We start from the raw sequence: 22,064 nt of genomic DNA, 5'->3' as shown, positions 1-22,064 counted from the left end.
TATCCAGGTTTACGGGAGCCCTCGACAGCAAATGAAACGGAATTCAGCGTCGAGGCATTCACATAAGCCGGGAAACCGGCTTATCAGGGAGAGATAAATATGGAAAATAAACATACCTATGACAGGGCGGTTGAATTGTTAACCGCGAAATCTGAAGCATTAATCGAACTATATCCGCGCCTGAAAGGTTTGCAGTCGGAAATTGATCGGCGGCTGTCCAATGCCCCCGATAAAAATAATCGACAGGAGATATTGAATATCATGTATCATGCCAGCAGAAACGAACTGCATGAAGAATTAAATCGCCTGAACCGGTTATTGGACTCCGTATCTGCACCCAAAACCGAATCAGGTTCTCTATGAAGCGCCAGTGCGTTCAGTTGTGATTGGATCGATGAGTTTTTCATCGGCGAGCGACGTTCCGGCAAACGTGAACGGATCAAAATCAGGAAAACCCGCTCCTCTCTTTAAACCTGGGATGGAATTGAAGGCGCGAGTGAATCGGTGAGGTGAAAGAACAGTATCTGTAATTGTACGGGATTGTCGGTTATCAATGTGTCGCCAAACTGGGCAACTCGCAATAAACGTCGTTCACTAACAGTCCGATCAAATTGCTTGTAGCCTCTGGTTAAAATGGTCTAAAGTTACCTTTATGTCTAAAAACCCATAACGGCCTGCGCGGAATTGTTCTGAAACTGCATCCCATTCTGGATGGAAAGCTGGGAAGGTGATAGACGTGACCGTGGACAACATAGTATTTCAGTCGGCCGGTTCATTATCCGTCGCCGTACTGGCGCTGGTAATGGTGATTTTTCAGTCTATCTTCCTTTTCAAAAAACCTAGATTCATTCTTTATGGCTGGAGCCTGGGAGTTTCCTTTTCGGCAATGCTTTATGCCATTGGAGTTTTCTTCGAATACAATTCCCCGCCAGGACCGTTAAATCAATGGGCCGGCCGGCTGGAATGGACGGCGATAGTTTTTTTGATCCATCTCTTATACGGCTTTACGTTTGCCTACTTTAAAATTTGTGCCAAACGATATCACCAGATTGCCGGTTTATTCCATCTAACCTTGCTCTTTTTGATCTGGTGGACCGACCTCTTGGTAGCCGATCGATTTGTCACCCGCCACTTCTTGGGATTGGCCCAACCTTATATTGAACCGGCGTTAGGACCATTAGGGCTCTATTTTGTACTGTACGGGTTCTTGGCAAGCCTGTGGGCCGTTGTGATATGGATTCGACTCAAGGACCCTTGCAAGCGCTACAAACTATCCTTTCTTTCAGGAATTGTAATCTGGTCGCTGCTTGGTTTCCATGACGGCATGACCGCCCTCGGTATGAAGGCATTTCAGTATCTTATGGAATATGGATTTCTTGTTTTCGCCGTTATTGTGCTTTGGATTGTTTCAGGCAGATTTTATGAAATGTTATCGGAAGATAAGTATCGCACAGTTACCAAGTTTCTAAATGACGGCATCCTCGTGGTTCAAAACGGGATAGCAGTCTTTGAGAATCCGGCCTGTCAGTCTCTGATCGGTCAATCGGTGATTGGTTGTACGATTGAAGACTTTTCATCCAAGATCGCCCGAAACGATAAAGAAACGTTTTTACGGTTTTACGATTCGTTAATGAATTCCGGAAATCCTGAAAAGTCGACCACCGTGCGAATCGAAAAGAACGATAAGAAGGAATCTGTAATCGAAATCAACGCTAACACGATTCACTATAAGGCCGGCACCGCTTTTCTGGCAGTCTTGAGGGACATCTCGGAACGTATTCGCGAGGAGAACGCACGAAAAAAAAATGAGGAAAAAGTCGCCCGCCTGAAAAAAATGGAATCTCTTGGATTGCTTGCCGGCGGGGTCGCTCATGATCTGAACAATGTGCTTTCGGGGATCGTCAGTTATCCAGAGCTGATTCTCATGGACTTGCCTGAAGACAGCAAGCTTAGACAACCGATTTTGACGATTCAGGAATCCGGAAAACGGGCAGCGGCCATCGTCAGTGAATTGCTTACCGTCGCCAGGGGCGCGGCTATTGAAAAAGAGGTGATGAATCTTAACCGGATCGTCGAGGCCTATGTGAGATCCCCGGAGCACAAGAAGCTGTTGATGTTCCATCCGAAGGTCAGGGTAGAAACGGACCTGGAAACCCAACTGCTCAATATCAAAGGATCCCCCATGCATTTTGGCAAGGCCGTCATGAATCTGGTGTCCAACGCCGCAGAGGCGATCGAAGGTCGTGGACGAGTGGTCGTCTCGACAACCAACTGTTATCTGGACCGCCCCGTGAAAGGCTATGGCACCATCCCCGAGGGAGAATATGCTGTCTTGACCGTGGTGGACAATGGCCCGGGAATGGACCAGGAAACGCTCGATCGGATTTTCGAACCGTTTTACACAAAAAAAGTCATGGGTCGAAGCGGCACCGGCCTTGGCCTGACATTGGTATGGAATGTGATCCAGGACCACGGCGCCTATATCGATATTATCAGCAATGACCAGGGTACCTGCTTTGAGATCTATTGCCATATCACCCGTGAGATGCCGGCAGGCGAGGCACGCTCACTGCAGATCAACAGTCTTTATGGGCAAGGCGAACGGGTCCTTGTTGTGGACGATGTCACAATCCAGCGGGAAATCGCCTGTCAAATTTTGAAGAAGATGGGTTATGCACCTGATTCCGTATCGTCGGGAGAAGCGGCAATTGAATATGTCAGGAAACATGGCGGCGTTGATCTGTTGCTACTCGATATGATCATGGATCCTGGAATAAACGGCCGGGAAACCTATGACCGAATAAAAGAAATGTATCCTGATCAAAAAGCGATCATTTTAAGCGGCTTCGCCGAAACCGACGAAGTCAAAAAGGCTCTTGAAGCAGGCGCCGCCAAATATATTAAAAAACCCGTTGTTATTAAAGAGTTGGGACAAGCGATAAAAGAGGTATTGTGTTGAACAAATTTATAGGCACTTAGACCTTTTTGAGATGTATCCTAATCCGCGATAAACTGCTTTTGAATCGATCCAGATATCATTTCAGGACCAATCGCTCTTTCCTTTGCGGTGGGCTTCCCGGTTCAGTTGGGTAGTAGCGATAATGGGAATCTCAAAATTGGCTGTTATCGATTTCAACCGAGAGGTAAATTCCACCAGAATCAAAGCCGGATAGTTCATATTTTCAGAATTTTTTCTTGATTTTTATTCTGATATGCCGATGATAGAAAGCATCCATTTACCTATCTTTTACCTCCGGAAAGGAACTTATTGATGCCAGCGAAAAAAAAAGTTGATCACGCTAAACTGATTAAATTGGTCGAGAGCGGAACACCTCAGTCCGAAATTATGAAAGCGTTTAAATTCAGCACGGCGACCCAGTTTAAGACCCACTATCTCAGCGCGTTGATAGAATCCGGCAAAGCCCCGAAAATCAAGACAGGTAGAACTTCATCGAAAACATCCCCTGCAAATGAAGTCTTTGTCAGTAAACGAGGAAGTGTAATCCTATCTAAAGGATTGATCGAAAGCATGGGATTATCTGAGGGTGATAAGTTTACCGTTAGAAAGACCAAAGCGGGCATATCGCTTAAAAAAATTGCCTGATTATTCTGCTTGATATTTGATTTGATGACATGGAAAAAGACTGACTGCCATTGGTCTGTTTTTTTGATATAAAATGGCGTCGATTCAGTATTTTAGACTTGCCGCTCCAGCTACGGCCATGGTAAAAATTGCCAACGCGGAATAGGCCGATTAACATTTCCAACTATTCCGCTGGGGATCGGGCGCAACTCCGTTGAACAGAGCAATGAGCAACCCATAACCCCAACGCCCGATCCCCTTTCTTTTTACATCTGCATAACCGGAGTCCGATACCTATGGCGCTGACCAAACAATCAATCGTAGAACAAATCCAAGCGCAAATGGGATTTCCCAAAGCTCAATCAATTGAGGTGATCGAAACGCTGCTTGAGATTATCAAATCTTCTCTTGGTTCCGGTGATGATGTTTTGGTCTCCGGATTTGGGAAATTTTGCGTCAAGGATAAAAAGGAACGTAAAGGAAGAAATCCGGCTACTGGCAAAGCTGCCATCCTGCCGGCAAGGCGTGTGGTGACGTTCAAGTGTTCAGGCCGGTTGAGAGCAAGGGTGAACGGGAAATGATCCCCAAACCGAATCGGCACCAACATTCACGCCGAACTTCCTACATCATCGCAAAATACTCGGTCAAGGAGGGAACTTACCGGGATGTGATTAAGAACATTGGGGCGGGAGGCTTATTCATTGGCACATCGAGGAATATTGCCGAAGGACAGACTATTTCGCTCGAATTTCCGCTGTTACAATTCGACAAGATAATTCAGGTATCCGGGAAAGTTGTTCGCCGTGAACATAACGGGTTTGCAGTTGACTTTGATGAGCCTATTGATGATTTAGTCGGCAAGGATGGATTGCTCCCAGAGATTGTTCACGAAGGTGATCGATGACCCTGAAATGGGGATGTTGCTGTATATCTTGGCTGGATGAGCGCTTTCCCCGCTTAGGCGACCCAACAGCTCCAAACGAATGGCGATAGTTCACATTAGATTACGGCAACTTCACCGATTCGTAGAAATCCTCCATATACACAAAACCATCCGGCAGTTTTCTATTCCTGGGCCTTAAAAGGGCGGTGAAAAAGGATTCCTTGCGGGCCACAATGGTCGAATAGGGTCCACTTTCGCCAATCACTTCCCTGGGCATGACGATGGCACGCCTTTTCCCGAACAGCCGTAAAACGTAGTCAAGTATGTTTCGTTGGGGCAGTCGTATGGTCATCTGCTTTTTTCACGCCTTGTTCTGAAAATTGACCGGTGATTTTCCATATGGTTGACTGGTGTTCCGTGAACTGGCCTCCGATTGACAATCCCTCGCCTTTGACCGAAGCATTCAAGTCGGTGGTGATTCCGTAGTTTTCCTGATAGGTCACGTTCAGAGCAAAGTTCCTGAGACCATGATGCAGCCTGCCTTGACTGATCATCTGCCAGGTGGGTTCAAAGGGATACCAGGCGACTTTTTCGGGCATCTGCGGATTGCCGTCCGGATTCAGGTTCGCTTCGAACAGGAACGATTTCTCCGTGGTGTTCGTACGAGAGGTGCTGGCCCCGCAATCATCGGCGGACAACACCTTGGCATTGGCATTAGCAGATATTTCAGCACCCCATCCAATCACCCGCTCGGCTTGAATTGTTTCAGCGCCCAATGCCATTAGGATATTGACGATTTCCGTAAATTTGGATTCGAGCGTCATACGATGGAAATCGGCCAGTGAAAAATAGTGCAGCGGATCAACCGGACTTCCGACATAGACGCATTTTTTCTGCGGATGCCCCGGAGGAAATACCAGCCCATTGGCATCGGAATAACTGACGGTACGGATATTGATCTCTTTTTGTCTGAGTTTCTGGATGCCCTTATAAATGCCCACCACGAATTCAACACCAAGGCCATAAACGGTAATCCTGGGGGCGATGAGGGCGATGGCATCGATGGCAGAATTCCACCATGAGATGGACTTATCCTTGGATTCTTCCTGCCTGGCCTTCTGCATGGCCTCCAGTTCGGTCTTTTTCACGTCATCCGGAACGATAACGATCAATTGCCTTTCCGAATAAGGCAGTTCCGCCACTCCGGCTGGACACAACAGTTCGCTATCTTTTGTCATATCCGTTAATTCCTTTTCCCCGTTGATTGTTGACGCTTGAATGTTGCCCGCTCTCTATGTGAAAATCTATTTCGATTGATCGAACTCATGTTCTATCATGTAGTAGTTGTGAAGATTATAGTTCTACATAAACCGCATCAAACACCGGGGCATATTTTTCTGTACCGATAGTCGTTGTGTATTTGTACAAATCAACAAATTTTCCCAGAATTTCCAGCTCACCGCCTATTCTAAAATTCTTTTCACCGGCAGAATCTGTTAACCGAAAAACAAAGTATTTAATATCGCCCAATATAACTCGCTGAACAATGTAAAGATCGCCATCTTTGGACTCAAGTTTCCCAGAAACATAGTAATATTTGATGGTTGGCTTGACAGGCGGCATTTGTATAAGGTTGAACCCATTCTGTGCATCGTAATAAATCTTGGCGTTTTCGAATGTATCGACTGCTTCTTTACCTGATTTGATAGATGCGATATGATCCTGCTGTTCTTTCTTGGCTTTTTCAGTGTTCGCTATAAATATCGCGGTCTTTTCGGTGTAATAAGTTTCCAAGAATTTATCGAAATCACCAATAAAATTTAGCACTTTATCTTTCTCTGTTTCCGGCAAACTCGGTCTGAAATGCATGAATAGGCTTTTTATGCTTTGTTGGATATCTGCCGTGAGTTTTTCTTCGTTGGTGTGATAATCCTTCAGTCCATTCTTGAAGCTATAATATTTGGCAATTTTTGTGAACAAACTGCGCATATCGTCATATTCATCCGTATCTATCGTAATTTTTTCATTGAGGCCATAATCCTTCACCAAGAATTTCCGGAGCATCTTAACATCTCCAGGTCCCCAACCATCTCCCCATTGATTGTAGTTCGGATCGTATTCCGTTAGATCCAGGAAATCGAAAAAGTCCATTGTTTCTGCAAAATTTGAAAAATCAGGATATTCTGCCAAAATGGAGTCCATTTTTTTATGGACATGCTCAAAAAACCATTCCCTCGTATATTCCACTTCCTTGGCGACAGTCGTGACCTTTTCTTCCTCTTCCTCTTGTGCAAGGCCCTTAACATCAAGCGCGAAGAGGGAAGAAGCACTTATAAAAATTGTCAGACATACTGTAATCAGAATGATGAGGAACGCATTTTCAAGCTTCTGAATCATTTAACCCTCCTTGTTCATTGACGTTTTTCAATTAAGGTCAGCGATCAAACGATATTCCTATCCGGCCGATTACCATCTATAGGGATAATTTTCAATAGATTTACGCTCTTTATGAGCCTGTAAGGTCCTGTCACCTTCATCTATAAATAGCCATGGAGGAGATAAATGGACCCTGAAGATGTAAAAAAACGGTTGGGATTGCGGTTTAAGCAGGCTCGGTTAACCAAGGGACTGCGGCAGGAGGATGTGGAGCAGCTGGGGATTAACTTCAGGTATTATGGGAAGATTGAACGCGGGCTGGTCAATCTGACTCTAAGCACCCTGCTGAAATTATGCGAAATCTTCGAAATCACACCGGTTGAGCTATTTTCATTTCTGGAAGGTGAAAAGGTTTCTGAGGACAGGGAAGCGGTGACCATGGAGATTACAAAGCTGTTCAGACAAAAAAGCGATGCCAAGGTAAAAAAGCTGAGGCTGTTTTTAGAGGAATTATTATAGACCCTGCCGATACTGTCAGTTATAAGGAATCTCCCAGCAGACCAAACCGCCGGACGTTACGCACTCCCTGTAGCTACCAACGTTGTCATTGATGTCAAATTCCCTTGATTCTTGCCAAAAAATTGTGTTGGCTTACTCAGTAATAATGTTTCGCATGACCAGCGAATCGATTTGCCCGATTTTCCCTTCGGTATAAGATTGCCCGGGCAAATTGACCTGACAACAAATGGGACTGGGCATATAAGGATTGCCGCTATGCTATTTTCTGTGCAGGCAGAAACGCTTCTTCGGGAACTGGGAATTCCTTCCGTGATGTTGACTTCACGGGGCCTTAGGGAGCAATTGGAGGCCAAGGAACTTGAGATTGCTGAAATTGGGCCTGGAGGGCGACAGCACCTGTTGGAGCCAACGGCCGCCGAGGCTTGGCGCCTTCTTAAAAGAAGTGCATCTGAGGATGGTGTTTCGCTATTCGTGGTATCCGCGTTCCGCAGTATTGAGCGGCAATCTGAGATCGTTAAACGGAAGTTCGCCTCCGGTGAGTCCATCTCCAAAATTCTTGCTGTCTCGGCACCGCCTTGCTTTAGTGAGCATCATACCGGCCGGGCCGTCGATATTGGAACGCCAAGCTGTAAGCCCCTGGAGGTGGAGTTTAAAGATACAGAAGCCTTTCGGTGGTTGCAGCAACACGCAGGGCGCTTTGGCTTCGTGATGTCCTATCCTGAGGGCAATGACAGCGGCTACCAGTACGAACCCTGGCATTGGTGCCATCAATAAATGCCCAACTATGCATTTCCGCAGGAAGTTGTTCGGCAACGTTACCAACACAATTTTTCAAAGAACGATTGCGGAGTTAATTTACCATCCGCATTTCTATCAAAAGGTTACTAACTCCCCAGGAATACGTTGGCCAATTCAACCGATCAATAAGTGGGGTGTCTCAAGCAGGGCCACGACATTCCGAATCCACCGCTAAAAATATGCAAGATGCTGTGGAGAACCTCATTCTGTTTTTGACCGCAAAATTTAGAACAAGCAGTCAAGGGCTTTTAATCCCAAGATCCGGAAACGAGATTGTCATGTCATTTTTCTATCCCAGCGCTTTCCGCCACTCCATCCAACCAACACTCCCAGGATTCTTGATTTGAATCCAATCTGATACTAGTCATTCAATTATGGTTCGCAGGTCGCCATTATGCTGTCTTACGGTTCGATATGAGTGAGTTGGGGAAGGTCGAATGCCATAATAAGGCCTTATCTAATTTATCCATTGGGTGCACCCTGACCAATACCGCCGCAACGATAGTCATTCCATCCCTAACCAATCAATATCTTGACAAAATCCATCGATCAAGTCTATCCTACCCCTGATCCCCACTCTCCATTCCCCACAATCAAAAAAGCAGGAGCGCCATACGCATGAACAAGGTCCAGCTGATCCAGGCATTGAAGGATGCCACCGACCTTTCCAAATCGCAAGCTGCAGCCGTCGTGGACATTTTTTTCAATGGAATGGCCGACGAACTCGCTATCAAAAAGTTGCCTTTTTTTAAAGCTGGGCAGGGGATTGAGAAAGATGGTTGATCTAAAGTGCTGGTATCAAATTGGGTTGTTCGTGAAATTTTTGGATTAATTTTTTAAAAAAACTTAAAATTAAAAAATACACCATGTTGTGCAAAAATAATTTTTAATACAACATGGTGTAGCACATTAACCGGTGGTACAATATTTTCAATTAATTCTATTGACTTAAAGAGACTAAAGCCATATGCAATATTTTTCATTCTAATTTTCTGTACAATTGACAGGATATTATGGAAATTTTAATTCTTCTTTCAATATCTTATATTTTCGAATCAGGCCTCAAAAATGTTGACCATCAAAATAGAAGAACCCGCAACTGTTGGACTTCTTGAAAAACAAATTAATGAGATTTATGACAATTCAGAAGCGAGTATCAAAAAACTTCTGTTTGATTTTTCAACATGTCCGTTTATTGAAATTACTACATTGGCATTTCTCATTTCTTTTATAACTCAAAGAGCTATAAAAAACCTTATAACAAAAATAAAACTGCCTTTCTCTAAAGATGTTAGGGATATTCTTAGAGTTTGGGATTTCCCAAATGCATTAAAGCGAGCGTCTGGAATACCTTTCTCGAGAATAGTAATTGAGGAAGATCATAAATATTTTGGGGAAGATTTTTCCCTCGAAAATATGAAGTATTCACAATCTATCATCTATGACAAAAGACTAACACGTTTGCTTAGTAAAAATTTTTTTTCTTTCAATACCTACTCGATAGATTCAATTATTTTTTCTCCAAAGGTTGCTTTCGATGAATGCAGAAGATGGCAAGATAGGCTAATCTCGTCGGTATTAAATAACCATTTAAAAGGACCTGATAGCTATGTTTCAAACAGAATAATTTTTGAGGCTCTGACAAATACGCTTCGCCATCCTGATGCAAAAATAGTTCAAACATCTTCATTTTTTCAGCCAGTTAGAGATAAGAGAAATAATATTAGAGGACATTTCACTATTATCATTTGGGATGATGGTATTAGCATGATTGACACGCTACGTAATGCTCTTAAGGCTGGAAAAAAAATACGATCAACGCAGGCTGATGAGTTTTTCACAAAATATCTTTTTGTTTTAAAAGATTCAAATGGAAAAAAGATAAATGAAAAAACAATTGGGTCAGATTTTTCTCCCGATAATAATTGCTCTGATGAATTATTATTACTAACGGAGTGTTTCCCAGGTATAACCTGTGATATAGAAGGTAAGAACATAATAAATAATAATGATGGGGATGTAGAAGTCCCAAAAATTTTTAGCAGACCTGGTATGGGTTTATATATTTTAGTAAATGCCGTAGTATATATTTTTGGAGGTGAAATAGCATACCGTACAAAAAACATATTTATTAATATAAAGAAAGCGCCTAAAAAAACAGGAAAGAATTATGATTATCGAGTAAAAGCTATGAATTATAGCGAATATTTACCAAACTTTTTAGGAAACATGTTAACTATCCGTCTTCCAATCTTTAGATCGTACGCTCCTACTGTAAAGCCGAAGGAAATTCAACGCAATGAAGAATGTAGCCCTGTTGGCCTTTAGGATTGGAGAATCTACACCTGATATAGTCACTCCTCAATTTATTGATTTTTATAGATGGGTTTCGCAAGTTATTACAAAAGATGATTGTAAGATTTTAAGTGGTAAAGGAAATACAACAATACCAGTTGATGATTTATCATTAACACAATCTCCATATGATTTTTACACAAAATTCCATGATAGTCGAAAAATTTGGCAGAAGGAAGCGAACGTTCTACTCATTGATTTATCAATGCCTGAATATGGTATTTTGCGAGGTCCTGCTTTAATTCACCTTTCTCAGGCAATCGAGGTATATTTCAAAGAAATCGATACGCCTGCCACAGTGATAATTCTTCTTTCAGATTTACCCCCCGATTTAGATCCTTTCCGGACTAATTTGAATTCACATATTAAAGCAAAAAAAATCATTTTAATAGGAAATGGCAAAATAAATAAAGAATATTTGTCTGAAATACCAAAATATAGAGAAAATGAATATCAAATCCGTCTAATAAAAATAAGAAAAGATCCTTTAGAACTCTTAAAATTTAAATTGATTAAAAGATTTGGACACTTTAAAAAGTTTGACAGCCCAAATCCTGATTCAGTATGTACTAGATATTATTATGATGGGGAACTTTGCAAAGATGAATTAATCGAACTTTTAAATCAGTATATTTCGAAAAAGTATCAAAAAAATGAAAAACCAAATATTTTTTATTATGCGCCCATTTCTCCATGGTTAAAAGATACTGTTGTTACTTGGATATCAGAAAAAGATTTAAATGGTATCGATATTTCTGATTTACCAAACTTTGATTTTTGTATAGATCAAAGCAATTCTCTACCCATGCTAATTTTACCGACAGTTTATAGTGGGAACAGCCTAATAAAAGTTATAGAATTAATATTTGGAAATAAAAAACCAAATGTTAATGTCCTTGCTATTATGACCACAGATTGTCACGATACAAAGAATCGTATAAGAAACCTTAAGTTGGATGAAGAAGTTCTGAAAATAGATTATCTGCTTAAAGTTGATAATTTTTTCTATAAAGAGGGAAACTGCCCACTTTGTAAAATTGGTATCCCAAAAACAAATCCAGATAACGATTCATATGATATGCTCACCAGTTTTGATATGTGGGATATGGTTGAAAAAGCAGGATGGAAAGATGAAGAAGATGCTCCATCCTACAGATCTCCACTCGATATTGTACCAGACCTGCCAAACTTTATTGATCAAAATGGAGCATGGTTGTCGTTAAAATTTGATCAAATTTTACAATCATTGTTGCATGGAAGCCCATCATCACCAATAATTGTTTGCCCCGCTGAAAAAGGGTCTGAAACATTTTCTAATTATTTAAGAGCGATAAAGAGGATGGATGTTATTAAAATTCCTAAAGAAATAATTGAAAAATTTATAGAGCCCGATCTCAATAATATTGATGATATTATTTCCTCTGATGAACTATGGAGAAATCAATTAGTTAACACAACAATTAAAGATTTAATTTTACTCGATGAATTTAATGTTTCTGGTACTACAAGAAAAGGAATGATTAATTTAGTAAAGAAATTTAATAAAAACCCTTTATGTTATTTTTCAATTATTGACTTTTACGAAGAACAGGTAAAGCCGATCGGTATACAATGTTGCAATTTTTATTCATTTAATTATCGATAAAAACTATGGAAAAAAGAACTTTCAAAGAGGATCCAGAAGTAAGCTGCAAATCCTTAGTATACCGCATTAAGGAAGAACAAAGGTTAAAACAAAAAAATCTTTTCTATAGAGACTTGCAATCTAAATCAAGAAATTTATCTAAGGACATCAGAAAAAGATTATTCCTCGATATTTTACCATCTTTCATGCCTTCAAATTCTAAGGAAATAATCGAATTATTTCGTAATACTAAACCTGAAAAAAAACATAAAGTAGATGTTTTAGTTGTAACCATTAAAATCCCTGAGTTATTTGCGGCAAAAATAGCATTCGATATTGACAAAGATTTACCCGAAAATTACGAAGTTGATGGATTACGTATTTGGGAAAAAACCATTGATTCACAAAATGATGGCAAAATTTCAATCGGCTTAACAATGATTGGATCCGCAGGGAATGTAACCTGTGCTAGAGCATGTAGTAAACTATTTTCAGTGATTGATTGTAAATTATGCATACTAATTGGAATTTGTGCCGGCTTAAAAAGTAAAGTTAAAATTGGAGACGTAATTGCTGCTGATATGATACTTGATTATGAGAGTGGTAGAAAAACTCAAAAAAAGTTCGAAAAACGGCCAAATGCTTACCGTTTAGATACGTTTATGGAGAGAAGTTTGTCATATTTTCACCCTGATTCATTAAACTGGCAAAATTATGTTTCTGGAAAAGTCGATGAATTAAACCAAGTCATAAAAACTAAGAGGATCAAAAGCTGGTTTCCTAATTATCTTCATGGAATTATTCTTTCAGGCGAAAAATTAATCGTAGATGGGACCCTTCCTTCAATGCAAAAGGAATATCACGAACAGACCCGTGCTGCTGAAATGGAAGGAAGCGGATTTGCGAGTATATGTAAAGAATTTAATATGCCTTGGCTTATTTTTCGTGGGGTGTCTGATTTCGGTGATTCCAAAAAATCAACAACGAAGGATTTACAACCTTTGGCAGCTTTATCAGCGGCAACAATAGCAAAATATTACCTCATGTCAACGCATAGAAAGACAGATGAGGATAAAAAGTTTTAACTTCATTGTTTTTTTTGGTATCCGATTTGTAGAAATCCTCCATATACACAAAACCATCCGGCAGTTTTCTATTCCTGGGCCTTAAAAGGGCGGTGAAAAAGGATTCCTTGCGGGCCACAATGGTCGAATAGGGTCCACTTTCGCCAATCACTTCCCTGGGCATGACGATGGCACGCCTTTTCCCGAACAGCCGTAAAACGTAGTCAAGTATGTTTCGTTGGGGCAGTCGTATGGTCATCTGCTTTTTTCACGCCTTGTTCTGAAAATTGACCGGTGATTTTCCATATGGTTGACTGGTGTTCCGTGAACTGGCCTCCGATTGACAATCCCTCGCCTTTGACCGAAGCATTCAAGTCGGTGGTGATTCCGTAGTTTTCCTGATAGGTCACGTTCAGAGCAAAGTTCCTGAGACCATGATGCAGCCTGCCTTGACTGATCATCTGCCAGGTGGGTTCAAAGGGATACCAGGCGACTTTTTCGGGCATCTGCGGATTGCCGTCCGGATTCAGGTTCGCTTCGAACAGGAACGATTTCTCCGTGGTGTTAGTACGAGAGGTGCTGGCTCCGCAATCATCGGCAGACAATACCTTGGCATTAGCAGATATTTCGGCACCCCATCCGATCACTCGCTCGGCTTGAATTGTTTCAGCGCCCAATGCCATTAGGATATTGACGATTTCCGTAAATTTGGATTCGAGCGTCATACGATGGAAATCGGCGAGTGAAAAATAGTGCAGCGGATCAACCGGACTTCCGACATAGACGCATTTTTTCTGAGGATGCCCCGGAGGAAAAACCAACCCATTTGCATCGGAATAGCTGACGGTTTGGATATTGATCTCTTTTTGCCTGAGTTTTTGAATGCCCTTATAAATGCCCACCACGAATTCAACACCAAGACCATAGACGGTAATCCTGGGGGCGATCAGGGCGATTGCATCGATGGCGGAGTTCCACCAGGAGGTGGATTTATCCTTGGATTCTTCCTGCCTGGCCTTCTGCATGGCCTCCAGTTCGGTTTTTTTGACGTCGTCCGGGACGATAACGATCAATTGTCTTTCCGAATAAGGTAGTTCCGCCACTCCAACTGGACACAACAATCCGCTCTCATCTGTCATATCCGTGGGCTCCTTTCATCCGGTATTGTTGACGCTTGAATGCTGCCTGCTCTCTATGTGTAGTAGTTGTGAAGATTATGGTTCTACATAAACCGCATCAAATACCGGGGCATATTTTTCTGTACCGATAGTCGTTGTGTATTTGTACAAATCAACAAATTTTCCCAGAATTTCCAGCTCACCGCCTATTCTGAAATTCTTTTCACCGGCAGAAGCAGTTAACTGAAATACAAAGTATTTAATATCACCTAAGATAACTCGTTGAACAATGAAAAGATCACCATCTTTGGCCTCAAGTTTCCCAGAAACATAGTAATATTTCATGGTTGGCTTAACCGGCGGCATTTGTATAAGGTTGAACCCATTCTGTGCATCGTAATAAATCTTGGCGTTTTCGAATGTATCGACTGCTTCTTTACCTGACTTGATAGATGCGATATGATCCTGCTGTTCTTTCTTGGCTTTTTCAGTGTTCGCTATAAATATCGCGGTCTTTTCGGTGAAATAAGTTTCCAAGAATTTATCGAAATCACCAATAAAATTTAGCACTTTATCTTTCTCTGTTTCCGGCAAACTCGGTCTGAAATGCATGAATAGGCTTTTTATGCTTTGTTGGATATCTGCCGTGAGTTTTTCTTCGTTGGTGTGATAATCCTTCAGTCCATTCTTGAAGCTATAATATTTGGCAAGTTTTGCGAACAAACTGCGCATATCGTCATATTCATCCGTATCTATCTCAATTTTTTCATTGAGGCCATAATCCTTCACCAAGAATTTCCGGAGCATCTTAACATCTCCAGGTCCCCAACCATCTCCCCATTGATTGTAGTTCGGATCGTATTCCGTTAGATCCAGGAAATCGAAAAAGTCCATTGTTTCTGCAAAATTTGAAAAATCAGGATATTCTGCCAAAATGGAGTCCATTTTTTTATGGACATGCTCAAAAAACCATTCCCTCGTATATTCCACTTCCTTGGCGACAGTCGTGACCTTTTCTTCCTCTTCCTCTTGTGCAAGGCCCTTAACATCAAGCGCGAAGAGGGAAGAAGCACTTATAAAAATTGTCAGACATACTGTAATCAGAATGATGAGGAACGCATTTTCAAGCTTCTGAATCATTTAACCCTCCTTGTTCATTGACGTTTTTCAATTAAGGTCAGCGATCAAACGATATTCCTATCCGGCCGATTACCATCTATAGGGATAATTTTCAATAGATTTACGCTCTTTATGAGCCTGTAAGGTCCTGTCACCTTCATCTATAAATAGCCATGGAGGAGATAAATGGACCCTGAAGATGTAAAAAAACGGTTGGGATTGCGGTTTAAGCAGGCTCGGTTAACCAAGGGACTGCGGCAGGAGGATGTGGAGCAGCTGGGGATTAACTTCAGGTATTATGGGAAGATTGAACGCGGGCTGGTCAATCTGACCCTAAGCACCCTGCTGAAATTATGCGAAATTTTCGAAATCACACCAGCTGAGCTTTTTTCATTTCTGGAAGGTGAAAAGGTCTCTGAAGACAGGGAGGCCGTGACCATGGAGATTACAAAGCTGTTCAGACAGAAAAGCGACGCCAAGGTAAAAAAACTGCGGTTGTTCTTGGAGGAATTGTTATAAACCCTGCCGATACTGTCAGTTATAAGGAATCTCCCAGCAGACAAAACCGCCAGACGTTACGTACGCCCTGTAGCTACGTTGCCTGTGGAAAATCTGCGGTGGTACTGAATATCGTAAAAACCATCGATAACTAATCAATTTCTTGACATAATCCGCCCAAAGAGTCTATCCTATCCAAGATCCCCACTCTCCATTCCCACGCAGACCACAATCAGGAGCGCCGACCAGATGAACAAGGTCCAGCTAATCCAAGCCCTGAAATACGCCACCGGCCTGACCAAACCACAGGCTGCCAGCCGAGGAGCGGGCGCAATCTTTGAACAGAAGACCGAGAGGCGAATCCTTTGGAACCCATATACATAGACCTTCATATTCACACTTCGGAAAACCCTGATACACTTAATGCCGCATACGACGTTTCCACGCTTCATGAGAAGGTTCATGAATGCGCGATGGGATCGCCGTGTCTCATTTCGCTGACCGATCACAATACCATAAACAAGGTGGCCTACCTACATGCCACGTCCTTGTTTCCCCATCTTTTGATAGGGGCGGAATTGCACGTTCGCAACTACCGCGATGAGCCGCCCTACCACTGCCACATCTTCTTTCGCAGTTCAGTCGACGCAGACACCATCGACTCTTTAAATGTGGTTCTTGACACGCTGTATCCCAAAAAGAGCGTGTGCACTTCCGACCAGATTCCGAGCATCGAGGATATCGCAAAGCACTTTGATGCTTACGAATTCGTTCTCCTTCCTCACGGCGGCCAATCGCATTCCACCTTCGACAAGTCGATTCCAAAGGGCGTACAGTTTGACACCACAATCGAGCGCAGCATTTACTACAACCACTTCGACGGTTTCACTGCGCGCAGCAACTCTGGTTTGGATAGTACGCACGACTACTTTCGTCGGCTTGGGATCTCAGAGTTCGTCAACCTGATCACCTCGACCGACAATTACAATCCGAAGAAGTATCCAGAATCGAAGTCATCGCAGGCAGAGCCCTTTGTCCATACGTGGATGTTAGCGAGTCCGACTTTCAATGGACTTCGATTGTCGCTGTCGGAGTCGGATCGGCTTGTTTACGGAACCCGGCCAGACACTTGGGCTGAATTCATACGTCACGTATCGTTATCGAATGACTATCTGGATATCGATGCGGCTCTGACGCCGGGGCTCAATGTTGTCATCGGGGGTTCGTCCAGTGGTAAGACGCTGTTCGTCGATTCGGTATATCGGAGGCTTCGTGGGGACTTTTCTGGCAGCAGTTATATAGCATATGGTGTTGACCAGATTTCAGTTGATAGCCCCACAGGTCAGGTTCCGCACTTCCTGGAGCAAAACTACATCGTCAAGGTATGTGATCAGAAAGACCACGACAATACGATTGACAGCATCGGATTACTGCGGAGGCTCTTTCCTGGAGATAAGGACGAAAGGACTGAGATTGATAACGGACTGGCCCAACTGAGTGAGAGTCTCAGCCAAATGGTGGAAGCCGCGGAGAAGATTGAAGCCATTGAAGAAGATTTGAAAACAATCCCAGTGCTGTCTCGCCTTGTGGTGACCACGCTTATAAAACGTAACCCCCTGAAATACCTCAAGCCAACTGACTCAGCCGTGGAAACCTTTGAGTATTCAGATCCCACTCACAAGAGGCACACGAAGGCCCTTGAGGAGATCGATAATTTCCTAAAGACGAACCCATTTGTAGCCCACGACAAGAGTCTCGTAGAAGGGTTGAAGGCAGAACTTGATATGGCTCAATCTGCGTCACGTTTTGAATCAGACGTCCGTCGAGTGATCATCGAGCACGCTGACGCGATACATCAGTTGCAGACTCGCGAGAACCGGGAAACGAAGACAAAAAGTTACCAGTTCGGCACGCTGCTGGGGGCGGTTCGAAACTACATGAAGTACAATCGGGTGTTCTACGCGTCTCGTGACCGAATCGCAAAATTCTCCATCACGTGCAGTACCAGAGTAGTCGAGTCCATGGGACACCGACTTTTCATCGAGAATGCATTCGAGCTCTCTCCCGCCAAGTTTATTGAGATTCTAAACCAGACCCTCCGGTCCGATTGTCAGATTCGTAGCTTCAATGAAATCACTCCTTCAGCTATGGCCCTGTCATCCGCCGGATTCCGAAAGAGATCACCGAATATCACCAGTTACTCGGATCTTCATCGTGAGGTGTTAAGTCGATTCCAAGCGATGAACCGGAAAAAATACCGCATTACCACCAGCGAAGGAAAGGACTTCGATCAGCTAAGCGCTGGGTGGAAGACATCGGTGATACTCGACCTAGTGTTGGGATGTGCAACCGACACGGCTCCGCTGATCATTGATCAGCCAGAGGACAATCTCGCGACAAATTATATCAATACGGGTCTTCTAAAGGCAATCAAGAAGTGTAAGGCTGCACGGCAGATCATCCTGGTCTCACACAACGCAACGATACCGATGTTAGGCGATGCTCAGAATGTGATTGTGTGCAGGAATGATGATAAGTTCATGACGATTCGTTCGAGCCCACTTGAGGGTGAGATAGAAAACCTCGATGTTGTGGATGTGATAGCATCCACCACCGATGGCGGAAAGTCATCAATCAAGAAGCGAGTTAAAAAATACAACCTTAAACGATTCAGAGGAGAAGATGAAAATAGTGTTTAGGAAAAACGACCAGGAGGAGATCACAGTTCTTCAGTCATTCGATGGTGATGAGCGCAAGTTCATCTATACGGACATGATCAAGGTACTGATCGAACATGGTGAGCTTGAAGCACCACTTGTTGAGGGTGACTTCACGGAGGAAGAGATACGGAGCATCAACAACATGGTCAGCGAGATCAATAAAGTCACGAAAGAGACATTGAAGGCAAATGCTGGTTAGGGTGAGCCCCGGCACTGACCTATCTCTCTAACAAAGCAAATCAACTCGGATGCAAATTCCGCTTTGCTCTATTTGCACCTATTATTTGCAACCTTCGCTTGTGGAGGCCACCCGTACAATGAACGATTACACGAATGTGCACGAATCCAGTGAAGCAGATCCTTTAGGACAAGACGACCGTGCTCGCTCCAATTTCGTCCGTGAGTTGGTGCAACGATCCAATAAACTAGTCCGGGCGCCCGCACTAACCACACCTCCAAGACGCATAGTGCAATTCTGGGATGATCTTGGCCGATTGCCTCGGGACGTTAGGGAGTGCATGGAGTCCTGGAAGAAACTCGAGCAATCCGGATTCAAGCTTCAGGTTTTCGACGAAAGCTCTGCGAGGGAATTTATCCGGATTCACTTAGGCTCGCGATATGAGAGCGCATTTGACAAGTGCTACCACCCTTCAATGAAGTCAGATTACTTCCGTTACTCCTACCTTTTCATAGAGGGGGGCTTCTATATTGACGCTGATGACGTCTATCATGGAACGACAATCGATCACCTCTTCACAGATGGGCGATTGAAGCTTCAACCGTTCTGCTACGATATTGCGACAGCTCAGATGGTTCCGCCCTCAGTTTTTGTCAATCCGGGGGCAAACGAATTGAACTGGATTTTCTACTTTAACACCACTCCTTTGATCTCGGTTCCCAATCATCCTATTATAGAGCATGCACTGCTGAACGCTACGACAACCCTTGAGCAAGAATCAAAAGGCGAGTTGCCTGAAGTCCAGGCAACCACTGGCCCCGGCAACCTCACCAGATCCATATTCGAAGCTGTCGTTGATGAAAGCTGCTCGGAGGAAGCGCTGCTCGTTGTGCACGATTGGGAGAAGATTTCCACCAGTAAATGGCCACTCAGTTACCGAAGTGATAAGAGAAACTGGAGACTTTCGAATCAGCAAGCGTATCGGACCCCACGGCACGCGGAGAATCGATGAACTTGGCGCGCCCTCCACTATCAGTTGTCGGTCACGCTTTCCGATTTTGGCTGACTCTTCGGAGGCTCTTGCCGAGGCGGAAGTGCCAAACATTCGGTGTCCAATGTGCGGAGAGAGGTCCTGGGATCGAGAAGGTCTATGTCATCAACCTCGATCGTGAACCGGGCCGCTGGTCCAAGATGGAGCAAGAGCTCAGTCACATATTGGACTCGTCAGGAGCTGAACTCTTGAGCTTGACTGAACGACATGTCGCCGTCGATGCTAATGAATTCTCGCAGGAGCAATTTAATGATGCCGACATTGAACCATTCTATACGCTTGGAGATCAGCTTTTTGTAGAACCTCAACCATTAGCTCTTCCTACGCGTCTCCAACTAAATACTCCAATTCGAATGACTCGACCTGAGATTGCAGTGGCTCAATCACACATTAATGTTTGGAAGCGGGTTGCGGCGAGTAATCATGGGTACGTACTTATCCTTGAAGACGATATATGGTTTCATTCCGGGTTTTCAAAATATCTGGACCAGGTGTGGGACGAAGTCGCGGTCGAATATGATAAGAAGGGCAGATTCGACGTTCTTTATGTGTCGTATATCGAAGTGAAACACGGTGCACCAAAAACCTTTCTTTCAAGCAGCGTATTTCGCCCAGTACGCGGTCTCTGGTATCTGTCCGGATATGTTCTTTCCCACGAGGGTGCTGAGAAACTCCTTCGCCTACTTCCTTGTCGTGGTCCTATTGACCTCTGGATAAATCACCAGTTCAAAGTGCTGGATGTACGAGCAACTAAACGGGCTCTTATTAGCCAAAGACGCGACTCGATATCTACCAACTCATATTCAATACTTCCCACTCTCACTACAATTGGCGCGATCTCTAGTGAAGGAGCATCTCTATTTAACATCCGCCCAACTGAACAACCAGTGTTTGCTTTTGGGCCTGAGGGCTCCGGCCATTCATCGCTTGCAATGGCTTTGTCCATGATAGGATACAGATGTTGCAGTGATCTCCGAAAATTACCAGCTTCTGAACTAGAACGGCTTCTTGAGGGAAGAAGCGATCGGATTTTTGACGCATATGTAAACATAGGATCTTTGGACGCCAGCGTCAGGGAACTCCGTTGTCTCTACCCGAAGGCAAAGTTTATTCTTACCGCAGCCAAGGGTATCACTGCAGAAGGCACTTTCCTCAGTGTTGAGGACGACTTCAATGGTGCCGACATCGCTGTTCTTCATTCAGAGGGATCGAATAGATGGCAAGTCGTTTGCGAACACCTCAGATGTGCGCCGCCCACCTGCTCCTACCCTGCGCTGAAGGACCTTGGTCAAAGACCAATTCTCGACGGAACCATTGAAGCGGACCAAGTCCTAAAGTGCAAAATCCCTAAACGTGATAAGTCGCCATGGGTCGTTGAGCCCCGTAAGTGGTGGCAAGGAATTAGCTCTGTCCCGGCAGAGGATGGGCAGACGGACACTGGAACGTTCGTTAGAATCACCGACTGTTTTGAATTTTTCGACACGAGACGCTGGCTTCTAAGAAGCGATACTTTTACGGACAATTTGGCGCTGTTTCGCCCCTCAAACGTCGAGTTCAGTTCTGGAATCGGGGCTTTGCTTTCCGTTAAAAGGGAGCCTCTCGGAGTTCGAGACTATACCGCCGCTTCGTTGTGCAGTCGGGACCAATACTTGTTCGGAAAATTCGAAGCGACCATCCAAGCATCAAATGTGCCCGGTGTGGTCACCGGATTCTTTCTCCACCGTAACTCACCACGACAGGAAATAGATATCGAGATCGCGGGGAATCGACCAGACCGCCTCTTGGTCAATGTCTTCTACAACCCAGGTGACGAAGGAGCAAACTTTGACTATGGCTATAGAGGTGCTCCAAGCTATATAGAACTCGGGTTTGACGCGTCTAAAGCAAGCCACCGCTTCGCAATTGAATGGAGCCCGTGCGAGATCCGCTGGTTAGTTGACGAAAATTTGGTCCATAGGCGCGCGATTTGGGATCCGACACCAATCCCGCACCTTCCAATGAAGCCCCATGTCAACAGTTGGCTATCTCGTTCCTCCAAACTTGCCGGGCGGATCAACAACCGACGGCTCCCAGCAACCACAATAGTAGGATCGATCGCTTTGGAGGCGAATTCCGTTATTTCCTTACCCGGGACCGATGATCTACCCCTGTCAAGTTCGGCTGGGTAGCTTTAACACG

General features: G+C 43.9%; 21 protein-coding genes. 16 read left to right on the top strand and 5 right to left on the bottom strand.

The features are described from left to right. Nucleotides 1-99 precede the first annotated feature (99 nt). The 5 genes from ACHZBS_RS09405 (at nt 100) to ACHZBS_RS09385 (ending at nt 4,487) form a co-directional block, all read left to right on the top strand. Nucleotides 100-363, top strand: coding sequence for a hypothetical protein (locus ACHZBS_RS09405; protein WP_319406240.1), 264 nt, complete (start codon nt 100-102; stop codon nt 361-363). A 1,063-nt stretch (nt 364-1,426) separates the two neighbouring features. Continuing rightward, nucleotides 1,427-2,959, top strand: a complete 1,533-nt coding sequence (locus ACHZBS_RS09400; protein ID WP_319406239.1) for a response regulator — start codon at nt 1,427-1,429, stop codon at nt 2,957-2,959. A 312-nt stretch (nt 2,960-3,271) separates the two neighbouring features. Next, the gene (locus tag ACHZBS_RS09395; protein ID WP_319406238.1) at nt 3,272-3,604 is read left to right on the top strand and encodes a hypothetical protein; all 333 of its coding nucleotides are present in this window, start codon (nt 3,272-3,274) and stop codon (nt 3,602-3,604) included. A 275-nt stretch (nt 3,605-3,879) separates the two neighbouring features. After that, entirely contained in the window at nt 3,880-4,164 is a 285-nt protein-coding gene (locus tag ACHZBS_RS09390) for an integration host factor subunit alpha (protein WP_319406237.1), read from the top strand. Next, complete coding sequence (locus tag ACHZBS_RS09385; RefSeq protein WP_319406236.1) at nt 4,161-4,487, top strand: PilZ domain-containing protein; 327 nt, start codon at nt 4,161-4,163, stop codon at nt 4,485-4,487. The genes ACHZBS_RS09390 and ACHZBS_RS09385 overlap by 4 nt, the downstream gene beginning before the upstream one ends. Before the next feature lie 100 nt (nt 4,488-4,587). On the opposite strand, the gene ACHZBS_RS09380 is transcribed toward ACHZBS_RS09385, so the two are convergent. From ACHZBS_RS09380 to ACHZBS_RS09370, 3 genes are all read right to left on the bottom strand, one after another. After that, nucleotides 4,588-4,818 (bottom strand): hypothetical protein, encoded by a 231-nt coding sequence (locus ACHZBS_RS09380; protein ID WP_319406235.1) that lies wholly within the window; start codon nt 4,816-4,818, stop codon nt 4,588-4,590. Beyond that, the gene (locus tag ACHZBS_RS09375) at nt 4,784-5,704 is read right to left on the bottom strand and encodes a hypothetical protein (RefSeq protein ID WP_319406234.1); all 921 of its coding nucleotides are present in this window, start codon (nt 5,702-5,704) and stop codon (nt 4,784-4,786) included. The genes ACHZBS_RS09380 and ACHZBS_RS09375 overlap by 35 nt, the downstream gene beginning before the upstream one ends. Nucleotides 5,705-5,819: 115 nt before the next feature. Further along, a complete protein-coding gene (locus tag ACHZBS_RS09370; protein WP_319406233.1) occupies nt 5,820-6,863 on the bottom strand; it encodes a hypothetical protein in 1,044 nt (347 codons plus the stop codon). A gap of 165 nt (nt 6,864-7,028) precedes the next feature. Between ACHZBS_RS09370 and ACHZBS_RS09365 the strand changes: the two genes are divergently transcribed. The 6 genes from ACHZBS_RS09365 to ACHZBS_RS09340 all read left to right on the top strand — a co-directional run bounded on the left by ACHZBS_RS09365 (nt 7,029) and on the right by ACHZBS_RS09340 (nt 13,223). Beyond that, on the top strand, nt 7,029-7,361 hold the full coding sequence (locus ACHZBS_RS09365; protein ID WP_319406232.1) for a helix-turn-helix transcriptional regulator: 333 nt from the start codon (nt 7,029-7,031) through the stop codon (nt 7,359-7,361). 255 nt (nt 7,362-7,616) lie between these two features. Beyond that, a complete protein-coding gene (locus ACHZBS_RS09360; RefSeq protein ID WP_319406231.1) occupies nt 7,617-8,135 on the top strand; it encodes a D-alanyl-D-alanine carboxypeptidase family protein in 519 nt (172 codons plus the stop codon). A gap of 642 nt (nt 8,136-8,777) precedes the next feature. Then, nucleotides 8,778-8,942 (top strand): HU family DNA-binding protein, encoded by a 165-nt coding sequence (locus ACHZBS_RS09355; protein ID WP_319406230.1) that lies wholly within the window; start codon nt 8,778-8,780, stop codon nt 8,940-8,942. Between the two features lie 285 nt (nt 8,943-9,227). After that, the gene (locus ACHZBS_RS09350; RefSeq protein ID WP_319406229.1) at nt 9,228-10,487 is read left to right on the top strand and encodes a hypothetical protein; all 1,260 of its coding nucleotides are present in this window, start codon (nt 9,228-9,230) and stop codon (nt 10,485-10,487) included. Next, a complete protein-coding gene (locus ACHZBS_RS09345; RefSeq protein WP_319406228.1) occupies nt 10,459-12,159 on the top strand; it encodes a hypothetical protein in 1,701 nt (566 codons plus the stop codon). The genes ACHZBS_RS09350 and ACHZBS_RS09345 overlap by 29 nt, the downstream gene beginning before the upstream one ends. A 5-nt stretch (nt 12,160-12,164) precedes the next feature. Then, nucleotides 12,165-13,223 carry a hypothetical protein gene (locus tag ACHZBS_RS09340; RefSeq protein WP_319406227.1) on the top strand — a complete coding sequence of 353 codons (1,059 nt, stop codon included), beginning with the start codon at nt 12,165-12,167 and terminating at the stop codon, nt 13,221-13,223. A 203-nt stretch (nt 13,224-13,426) separates the two neighbouring features. Here the strand turns inward: ACHZBS_RS09340 and ACHZBS_RS09335 are convergent, their stop codons facing one another. Continuing rightward, the gene (locus tag ACHZBS_RS09335; RefSeq protein ID WP_319406226.1) at nt 13,427-14,341 is read right to left on the bottom strand and encodes a hypothetical protein; all 915 of its coding nucleotides are present in this window, start codon (nt 14,339-14,341) and stop codon (nt 13,427-13,429) included. Nucleotides 14,342-14,416: 75 nt separating this feature from the next. Then, complete coding sequence (locus ACHZBS_RS09330; RefSeq protein ID WP_319406225.1) at nt 14,417-15,460, bottom strand: hypothetical protein; 1,044 nt, start codon at nt 15,458-15,460, stop codon at nt 14,417-14,419. Between the two features lie 165 nt (nt 15,461-15,625). On the opposite strand from ACHZBS_RS09330, the gene ACHZBS_RS09325 reads away from it, so the two are divergent. The 5 genes from ACHZBS_RS09325 (at nt 15,626) to ACHZBS_RS09305 (ending at nt 22,054) form a co-directional block, all read left to right on the top strand. Beyond that, nucleotides 15,626-15,958 carry a helix-turn-helix transcriptional regulator gene (locus tag ACHZBS_RS09325; RefSeq protein WP_319406224.1) on the top strand — a complete coding sequence of 111 codons (333 nt, stop codon included), beginning with the start codon at nt 15,626-15,628 and terminating at the stop codon, nt 15,956-15,958. 344 nt (nt 15,959-16,302) lie between these two features. Next, the gene (locus ACHZBS_RS09320; protein ID WP_319406223.1) at nt 16,303-18,636 is read left to right on the top strand and encodes a hypothetical protein; all 2,334 of its coding nucleotides are present in this window, start codon (nt 16,303-16,305) and stop codon (nt 18,634-18,636) included. Next, the gene (locus ACHZBS_RS09315; protein ID WP_319406222.1) at nt 18,620-18,856 is read left to right on the top strand and encodes a hypothetical protein; all 237 of its coding nucleotides are present in this window, start codon (nt 18,620-18,622) and stop codon (nt 18,854-18,856) included. Before ACHZBS_RS09320 ends, ACHZBS_RS09315 begins: the two co-directional genes overlap by 17 nt. A 49-nt stretch (nt 18,857-18,905) precedes the next feature. After that, nucleotides 18,906-19,847 (top strand): glycosyltransferase, encoded by a 942-nt coding sequence (locus tag ACHZBS_RS09310; RefSeq protein WP_319406221.1) that lies wholly within the window; start codon nt 18,906-18,908, stop codon nt 19,845-19,847. Beyond that, the gene (locus ACHZBS_RS09305) at nt 19,844-22,054 is read left to right on the top strand and encodes a family 16 glycosylhydrolase (protein WP_319406220.1); all 2,211 of its coding nucleotides are present in this window, start codon (nt 19,844-19,846) and stop codon (nt 22,052-22,054) included. The genes ACHZBS_RS09310 and ACHZBS_RS09305 overlap by 4 nt, the downstream gene beginning before the upstream one ends. The last annotated feature ends 10 nt before the right edge of the window (nt 22,055-22,064 follow it).

Source organism: uncultured Desulfosarcina sp. (assembly GCF_963664155.2).
Classification (GTDB): domain Bacteria; phylum Desulfobacterota; class Desulfobacteria; order Desulfobacterales; family Desulfosarcinaceae; genus Desulfosarcina.
Note: the sequence above shows the minus strand (reverse complement) of the source record. Positions and strands in the feature narration are given on the sequence as shown.

What these genes read in the sequence shown, in the direction of transcription:
- ACHZBS_RS09405 (WP_319406240.1), top strand. Translation starts at nt 100, where the DNA reads ATGGAAAATAAACATACCTATGACAGGGCGGTTGAATTGTTAACCGCG.
- ACHZBS_RS09400 (WP_319406239.1), top strand. Translation starts at nt 1,427, where the DNA reads ATGTTATCGGAAGATAAGTATCGCACAGTTACCAAGTTTCTAAATGAC.
- ACHZBS_RS09395 (WP_319406238.1), top strand. Translation starts at nt 3,272, where the DNA reads ATGCCAGCGAAAAAAAAAGTTGATCACGCTAAACTGATTAAATTGGTC.
- ACHZBS_RS09390 (WP_319406237.1), top strand. Translation starts at nt 3,880, where the DNA reads ATGGCGCTGACCAAACAATCAATCGTAGAACAAATCCAAGCGCAAATG.
- ACHZBS_RS09385 (WP_319406236.1), top strand. Translation starts at nt 4,161, where the DNA reads ATGATCCCCAAACCGAATCGGCACCAACATTCACGCCGAACTTCCTAC.
- ACHZBS_RS09380 (WP_319406235.1), bottom strand. Translation starts at nt 4,818, where the DNA reads ATGACCATACGACTGCCCCAACGAAACATACTTGACTACGTTTTACGG.
- ACHZBS_RS09375 (WP_319406234.1), bottom strand. Translation starts at nt 5,704, where the DNA reads ATGACAAAAGATAGCGAACTGTTGTGTCCAGCCGGAGTGGCGGAACTG.
- ACHZBS_RS09370 (WP_319406233.1), bottom strand. Translation starts at nt 6,863, where the DNA reads ATGATTCAGAAGCTTGAAAATGCGTTCCTCATCATTCTGATTACAGTA.
- ACHZBS_RS09365 (WP_319406232.1), top strand. Translation starts at nt 7,029, where the DNA reads ATGGACCCTGAAGATGTAAAAAAACGGTTGGGATTGCGGTTTAAGCAG.
- ACHZBS_RS09360 (WP_319406231.1), top strand. Translation starts at nt 7,617, where the DNA reads ATGCTATTTTCTGTGCAGGCAGAAACGCTTCTTCGGGAACTGGGAATT.
- ACHZBS_RS09355 (WP_319406230.1), top strand. Translation starts at nt 8,778, where the DNA reads ATGAACAAGGTCCAGCTGATCCAGGCATTGAAGGATGCCACCGACCTT.
- ACHZBS_RS09350 (WP_319406229.1), top strand. Translation starts at nt 9,228, where the DNA reads ATGTTGACCATCAAAATAGAAGAACCCGCAACTGTTGGACTTCTTGAA.
- ACHZBS_RS09345 (WP_319406228.1), top strand. Translation starts at nt 10,459, where the DNA reads ATGAAGAATGTAGCCCTGTTGGCCTTTAGGATTGGAGAATCTACACCT.
- ACHZBS_RS09340 (WP_319406227.1), top strand. Translation starts at nt 12,165, where the DNA reads ATGGAAAAAAGAACTTTCAAAGAGGATCCAGAAGTAAGCTGCAAATCC.
- ACHZBS_RS09335 (WP_319406226.1), bottom strand. Translation starts at nt 14,341, where the DNA reads ATGACAGATGAGAGCGGATTGTTGTGTCCAGTTGGAGTGGCGGAACTA.
- ACHZBS_RS09330 (WP_319406225.1), bottom strand. Translation starts at nt 15,460, where the DNA reads ATGATTCAGAAGCTTGAAAATGCGTTCCTCATCATTCTGATTACAGTA.
- ACHZBS_RS09325 (WP_319406224.1), top strand. Translation starts at nt 15,626, where the DNA reads ATGGACCCTGAAGATGTAAAAAAACGGTTGGGATTGCGGTTTAAGCAG.
- ACHZBS_RS09315 (WP_319406222.1), top strand. Translation starts at nt 18,620, where the DNA reads ATGAAAATAGTGTTTAGGAAAAACGACCAGGAGGAGATCACAGTTCTT.
- ACHZBS_RS09310 (WP_319406221.1), top strand. Translation starts at nt 18,906, where the DNA reads ATGCAAATTCCGCTTTGCTCTATTTGCACCTATTATTTGCAACCTTCG.
- ACHZBS_RS09305 (WP_319406220.1), top strand. Translation starts at nt 19,844, where the DNA reads ATGAACTTGGCGCGCCCTCCACTATCAGTTGTCGGTCACGCTTTCCGA.